Raw genomic sequence first — 6,464 nt, 5'->3', positions numbered from 1 at the left:
CCTGCCCTCCCCCAGCGGGGGAGGGAGAAAGAAGGAATTCGTCATGTACTCCCGCTTCTGCCGCGCTCTCGCGCGCGCCTGCATGGTGCTGGGCATCGTCGGCCTCGTCGCAGTGATCTGCGCCGTGAGCTGGCAGGTGTTCGGCCGCTACATCCTCAACAGCACGCCCACCTGGGCGGAGAGCCTGGCGCTGCTCATGGTGCTCTACGTCACCATGTTCGGCGTGGCCGTGGGCGTGCGCGACGCCGGCCACATCGGGCTGGAATCGCTGCTCGTGCTGGCACCGCCGCGGCTGCGCCTCAAGCTGGAGATGCTGATCCACGCGCTGGTTGGTCTGTTCGGCGCCGCCATGGCCTGGAATTGCGCCTACCTGGCCGAGTCGGTGTGGAGCTACCGGCTGCCCACGCTGTTCATCTCCGAGGGCTGGAAGTACGTGCCGCCCAGCTTTGCCGGCGTGCTCATCGTGCTGTTCTCCATCGAGCACATCCTGGCGCTGGCCCAGGGCCGCGAACTGGAGCCCTCGTGGACCTGAAGCCCATGCGCTGCCGCCGTTCCCTTTTCATCACGCGCCCCGCGCACGTCCCTCGTCCTGCCGCGCGCCTGGAGGCCGCATGACCATCCCGCTGCTCATCCTCACCCTGTCGTTCGCCGCCTTGCTGCTGCTGGGCGTCCCGGTCGCCTTCTCCATCGGGCTGTCGGCCCTGGCCACGCTGCTCTACGAAGGCCTGCCGCTCGCGGTGGGCTTCCAGCAGATGATGTCGGGCATGGGGATCTTCTCCTTCCTGGCGATCCCCTTCTTCATCTTCGCGGGCGAGCTGATGCTGTACGGCGGCATCGCCGACCGCATCGTCGACTTCGCCAAGTCGCTGGTCGGCCATGTGCGCGGCGGCCTGGGCATGAGCAACGTGGTGGCCTGCACGCTGTTCGGCGGCGTCTCGGGCTCGCCGGTGGCCGACGTGTCGGCCATGGGCGCGGTGATGATCCCGATGATGAAGAAGGAGGGCTACCACGCCGATTACGCGGTCAACGTGACCACGCATGCGGCCCTGGTGGGGGCGCTGATGCCCACCAGCCACAACCTCATCATCTATTCGCTGGCGGCGGGCGGCAAGGTGTCGATCGCGGCGCTGATCCTGGCAGCGCTGCTGCCGGCCATCATCCTCACGCTGTGCAACCTGCTGGCGGCTTATGTGGTGGCGGTGCGCCGCGGCTACCCGGCCGGCACCTTCCCGGGCTGGGCCATCGTGGCGCGCAGCTTCGCCGCGGCGCTGCCGGGGCTGTTCATCGTGGTGCTGATCCTGGGTGGCATCCTATCGGGCATCTTCACGGCCACCGAGTCCGCGGCCGTGGCGGTGCTCTATGCGCTGGCGCTGACCATCTTTCTGTACCGCACACTCAAGTGGGCGCACTTCATCAAGGCGGCCGCCAAGGCCGTGCGCACCACGGGCGTGATCCTGCTGCTGATCGGCATCTCCAGCACCTTCGGCTACCTGATCAGCCTGTATGGCGTGGCGGAGCTGACGGGGCAGATGCTGTCGAAGGTGTCGACGACGCCCTGGGTCATCTTCCTGCTGATCAACGTCATCCTGTTCCTGCTGGGCACCTTCCTGGACATGGCGGCGACCATCCTGCTGTGCACGCCCATCTTCCTGCCCATCGCGCAGCAGTACGGCATGACCTCGGTGCAGTTCGGCATCCTGATGCTGATCAACTGCGCGCTGGGGCTGAACACGCCGCCGGTGGGCACCACCCAGTTCGTCGGCTGCGCCATCGGCGGGGTGTCGGTGGGCGAGGTGATGCGCACCATCTGGCCCTTCTATGGCGCGCTGATCCTGGCGCTCGGGCTTGTGACGTTCGTACCGCAGTTCAGTCTGTGGCTCCCAAGCATGTTCATGGTCGTGAGGTAGAGAAGCGCCTCACACGACCGCCGTTCAGCCACCGGCCGTGGATTCGCGTTCGACGATGCGGAAGCCGACGTCCACGACCGGCTGAGCGACCGGTTCGCCGCGCGCGCGGGCCAGGACCATCTCGGCGGCCAGGCGGCCGATCCCGGGCCCATCGACCAGCACGGTGCTCAGACTGGGCAGCAGGTGGGCGGAAAAGTCGGCATTGCCGAAGCCGCAGATCGCCAGATCCTGCGGCACGCGCAGGCCGCGCGCATGCGCCTCGACCAGCACGCCATGCGCCAGCTGGTCGGAGCTGCAGCAGATCATGCGCAGTGCCGGGTCCTGCGCCAGCAGGTCCGCCAGCGCGCGACGGCCGCGCTCCAGGTTGCTGGGGGCAGCCACGCAGGCCGTGGGCACCTCGCGGCCGAAGGCGGCAATGAAGCCCTCGCGTCGCTGCATCGCGCGGTGATCGTCGGCGGTGGCGATGCCCACGCGCTGCCAGCCCCGGGCGAGGCAGAAGCCCGCCAACGCACCGCCCACCTTGAGGTGCGAAAAGCCCACCAGCATGTCCACCGGGCGCTGAGAAAGATCCCAGATTTCCACCACCGGCACGCCCGCGCGCCGCAGCCGCTCACGCGCCGCCTGGGACTGGATCAGGCCAGCGAAGACGATGCCGTCGGGCTGCCGGCTGATCATGGTGTTGAGCACCGCCTCTTCACGGACGGCGTCGTAGCGGGTCTGACCCAGCAGCACCTGGTAGCCCTCCTCCGCCAGCGTCTCTGTGAGCGTCTGGACGGATGGCAGGAACTGCGCGACCGACAGCGCCGGCACGATGCCCGCGACCATGCGGCTGCGCCGTGACTTGAGGCCGCCGGCCAGCAGGTTGGGGATGTAGCCCGTGGCCTCCACCGCCTGCTGCACCAGGGCGATGGTCTTGGGCGACACCAGGGCGGGATTGCTGAGGGCCCGCGAGGCCGTGATTGGCGAGACGCCTGCGGCACGTGCAACGTCGTGCAGCGTGGCGGGCTTGAGGGGCGGAGAAGCGCTCATGGCAGGAAGGCCCGGGAGCCTAACAGCTTCACGCCCGACAAGGCTCGCGGCCCCGAGGCGCGCGTGCCGCGGCGTTCCCGTGTCGATGTGCGCCCAGCAAGCAACGTACGAGGGCGCATTGACAGCCGAAATGACAACGATATCATCCGACCGCCGCTCGTTCCCGCACTCCAACATCAATGACATTCCGGGTCTGCGCGATGAAATGACAACGTTGTCATTTTTTCAACCCCATCAGGAGACACCATGAAAAAATTCCTCTGTGCCACATTGGCCAGCCTGTCGCTGGCCGCGGCCGCCGCCGACGCCTGGCCGAACAAGACCGTCACGCTGGTCGTGCCCTTCCCTCCCGGCGGCTCCACCGACCAGGTGGCGCGAGCACTCATGCCGGTGATGAGCGAGTCGCTCAAGCAGAGCTTCATCGTGGACAACCGGGCCGGCGCCACCGGCACCATCGGCGCCACCTTCGTCAAGCGCGCGCCGGCCGATGGCAACACCTTCCTGGTCACCTCCCTCGGTCCGCTGGTCATCGTGCCGCACCTGATGAAGGGCCTGCAGTTCGATCCGCTCAAGGACTTCGATCCGATCACCGTGGCCGTGGCCTCGCCCAACGTGCTGGTGGTGCCGGCCGCTTCGCCGCACAAGAGCGTGGCCGACGTCATCGCCTACGAAAAGGCCAATCCGGGCAAGATGACCTTCGCCTCCGCCGGCGCCGGCTCCAGCGACCACCTGACGGCCGAGCTGTTCTGGCAGCAGACCGGCACCACCGGTATCCATGTGCCCTACAAGGGCGGCGGTCCGGCCCATACCGACATCATGGGTGGCCAGGTGGATGCCTCCTTCCAGAACGTGAACGCCGTGCTGCAGTACATCAAGGCCGGCCGCATGCGCCCGCTGGCCGTGACCAGCGCCAAGCGCTCACCGGTGCTGCCGGACGTGCCCACGCTGTCGGAACTGGGCGTCAAGGGCGTCGAAGTGACCTCCTGGCAGGCCATCGTGGCTCCCAAGGGCCTGCCCGCGGACGTTCGAGAGAAGGCCGCCGCGGCCTTCGTCGCCGCCCTCAACGACCCACGCGTCAAGGACCAGTTCACCGGCATCGGCTTCGAGATGGTGACCAATACCCCCGCCCAGTTCGCCACCTTCATGCAGGCCGAGTCCGCCCGCTGGAAGAAGGTGATCGAGACCGGAAAGATCTCACTCGACTGAGCATCGACCTCGCCCTGCCCCGCACGCTTCCGTCCTTCACGCCATGTCCCAAGACCGCATCACCTGGATCCGCCTGTCCTCCTGCTACCTTCCTCTGGCCACCCCCATCAGCGACGCCAAGGTGCTCACCGGGCGGCAGAAGCCGATGACCGAGATCGCCATGCTCTTCGCGGAGGTGGAGACGAAGGACGGGCACCGCGGGCTGGGCCTTTCGTACTCGAAGCGCGCAGGCGGCCCCGGGCAGTTCGCGCATGCGAAGGAGGTGGCGCCCGCGCTGCTGGGCGAGGACCCGAGCGACATCGCGCGCCTGTGGACCAAGCTGTGCTGGGCCGGCGCGTCAGTCGGCCGCAGCGGCATGGGCGTGCAGGCCATCGGCGCCTTCGACGTGGCGCTGTACGACCTCAAGGCGCGGCGCGCCGGGCTGTCGCTGGCCAAGCTGCTGGGGGCGCAGCGCGAATCGGTGCGCTGCTACAACACCTCGGGCGGCTTCCTGCACACGCCCATCGATCAGCTGAAGGTGAACGCGGCCGCGTCCATCGAGCGCGGCATCGGCGGCATCAAGCTGAAGGTGGGCCAGCCCGACGGCAGGATCGACATCCAGCGGGTCGAGGCCGTGCGCCAGCACCTGGGCGACCATGTGCCGATCATGGTGGATGCCAACCAGCAGTGGGATCGGCCGACGGCGCAGCGCATGTGCCGCATCTTCGAGCAGTTCAACCTGGTGTGGATCGAGGAGCCGCTGGATGCCTACGACCACGAGGGCCACGCCGCCCTGGCCGCGACCTTCGACACGCCCATCGCCACCGGCGAGATGCTCACCAGCGCCGCCGAACACGGCGACCTGATCCGCCACCGCGCCGCCGACTACCTGATGCCCGATGCCCCGCGCGTGGGCGGCATCACGCCCTTCCTCAAGATCGCCGCCCAGGCCGAGCATGCCGGACTGATGCTGGGCCCCCATTTCGCGATGGAACTGCACGTGCACCTGGGCGCCGTCTACCCGACCGAGCCCTGGGTCGAGCACTTCGACTGGCTGGAGCCGCTGTTCAACGAACGGCTGGAGATCGCGGACGGCCGGATGTTGGTGCCCACGCGCCCGGGCCTCGGTCTGTCGCTGAGCGAGCAGGCCCGCAGCTGGACCCGGGAGACCGCCGAGATCGGCGAACGCGCCTGAAGCGACCTCCCCTCGCCCTTCACAACAACCCACGCCGATGAGCCACGACCGACCGCCCCTCCACATCACCATGCACCCGGCCGACAACGTGGCCATCGTCGCCAACGACGGCGGCCTGCCGGCCGGCACCGTCTTCCCCGACGGGCTCACGCTGGTCGACAAGGTGCCCCAGGCCCACAAGGTGGCGCTGGTGGACATTCCAGAAGGCGGTGCCGTGCGGCGCTACGACGTGACCATCGGCTATGCGCTCAAGCCGATCCCGCGCGGCAGTTGGGTGCACGAGCGCCTGCTGCGCATGCCCGAGGCGCGCTCGCTGGAAGGCCTGCCCATCGCCACCGTGCGGCCCGAGCCGCTGCCGCCCCTGGACGGCTACACCTTCGAGGGCTACCGCAATGCCGACGGCTCGGTCGGCACCCGCAACATCCTCGCCATCACGCAGACCGTGCAATGCGTGGCCGGCGTGACCGACTTCGCCGTGCAGCGCATCAAGGCCGAGCTCCTGCCGCGCTATCCGAACGTGGACGACGTGGTGGCCCTCGAGCATTCGTATGGCTGCGGCGTGGCCATCGATGCGCCCGATGCGGTGGTGCCGATCCGCACGCTGCGCAACATCAGCCTCAACCCCAACTTCGGCGGCGAGGTGATGGTGGTCAGCCTGGGCTGCGAGAAGCTGCAGCCCGAGCGCCTGCTGCCGCCGGGCAGCATTGCACTCGTCGACGAACGGAACATCGCCGACGTGGGCAGGAGCGAGGAAGCCCTGCTGGACGTGGTCTGCCTGCAGGACGAGGCCCATGTGGGCTTTATGTCCATGGTCGATTCCATCCTGCGGCAGGCCGAGGTGCACCTGGCGCGCCTGAATGCCCGCCGCCGCGAGACGGTGCCGGCCAGCGAGCTGGTGGTGGGCGTGCAGTGCGGCGGCAGCGATGCCTTCAGCGGCGTCACGGCGAACCCGGCCGTGGGCTTCTGCACCGACCTGCTGGTGCGCGCCGGCGCCACCGTGATGTTCAGCGAGGTCACCGAGGTGCGCGACGGCATCGACCAGCTCACCGCCCGCGCCGCCACCCCCGAGGTGGCCCAGGCCATGATCCGCGAGATGGCCTGGTACGACGCCTACCTCCACCAGGGCCGGGTCGATCGCAGCGCCAACA

The 6,464-nt window shown here is 68.5% G+C and carries 6 protein-coding genes; 5 read left to right on the top strand and 1 reads right to left on the bottom strand.

All coding sequences use genetic code 11. The annotated features are described in order from the left end of the window. Positions 1-43: 43 nt before the first annotated feature. Both QZ772_RS13365 and QZ772_RS13360 read left to right on the top strand, forming a co-directional pair. Positions 44-532, top strand: a complete 489-nt coding sequence (locus QZ772_RS13365) for a TRAP transporter small permease (RefSeq protein ID WP_114802373.1) — start codon at positions 44-46, stop codon at positions 530-532. A gap of 79 nt (positions 533-611) precedes the next feature. Then, positions 612-1,907, top strand: coding sequence for a TRAP transporter large permease (locus QZ772_RS13360; protein ID WP_295526992.1), 1,296 nt, complete (start codon positions 612-614; stop codon positions 1,905-1,907). 24 nt (positions 1,908-1,931) lie between these two features. On the opposite strand, the gene QZ772_RS13355 is transcribed toward QZ772_RS13360, so the two are convergent. Continuing rightward, complete coding sequence (locus QZ772_RS13355) at positions 1,932-2,936, bottom strand: LacI family DNA-binding transcriptional regulator (protein ID WP_295526990.1); 1,005 nt, start codon at positions 2,934-2,936, stop codon at positions 1,932-1,934. A gap of 246 nt (positions 2,937-3,182) precedes the next feature. Between QZ772_RS13355 and QZ772_RS13350 the strand changes: the two genes are divergently transcribed. From QZ772_RS13350 to QZ772_RS13340, 3 genes are all read left to right on the top strand, one after another. Further along, positions 3,183-4,142 carry a tripartite tricarboxylate transporter substrate binding protein gene (locus QZ772_RS13350; protein WP_295526987.1) on the top strand — a complete coding sequence of 320 codons (960 nt, stop codon included), beginning with the start codon at positions 3,183-3,185 and terminating at the stop codon, positions 4,140-4,142. 43 nt (positions 4,143-4,185) lie between these two features. Continuing rightward, entirely contained in the window at positions 4,186-5,316 is a 1,131-nt protein-coding gene (locus tag QZ772_RS13345; protein WP_295526984.1) for a mandelate racemase/muconate lactonizing enzyme family protein, read from the top strand. A gap of 37 nt (positions 5,317-5,353) precedes the next feature. After that, positions 5,354-6,464: UxaA family hydrolase (locus QZ772_RS13340; RefSeq protein WP_295526981.1), on the top strand; the 1,111-nt coding region annotated here is incomplete at its 3' end.

The sequence above is a fragment of the uncultured Pseudacidovorax sp. genome (genome assembly GCF_913773995.1).
Taxonomy (GTDB): domain Bacteria; phylum Pseudomonadota; class Gammaproteobacteria; order Burkholderiales; family Burkholderiaceae_C; genus Xenophilus.
Note: the sequence above shows the minus strand (reverse complement) of the source record. Positions and strands in the feature narration are given on the sequence as shown.

Bases quoted from the DNA above. Each gene is read 5' to 3' on its own strand.
- QZ772_RS13360 (WP_295526992.1), top strand. From the start codon at position 612: ATGACCATCCCGCTGCTCATCCTCACCCTGTCGTTCGCCGCCTTGCTG.
- QZ772_RS13345 (WP_295526984.1), top strand. From the start codon at position 4,186: ATGTCCCAAGACCGCATCACCTGGATCCGCCTGTCCTCCTGCTACCTT.
- QZ772_RS13355 (WP_295526990.1), bottom strand. From the start codon at position 2,936: ATGAGCGCTTCTCCGCCCCTCAAGCCCGCCACGCTGCACGACGTTGCA.
- QZ772_RS13365 (WP_114802373.1), top strand. From the start codon at position 44: ATGTACTCCCGCTTCTGCCGCGCTCTCGCGCGCGCCTGCATGGTGCTG.
- QZ772_RS13350 (WP_295526987.1), top strand. From the start codon at position 3,183: ATGAAAAAATTCCTCTGTGCCACATTGGCCAGCCTGTCGCTGGCCGCG.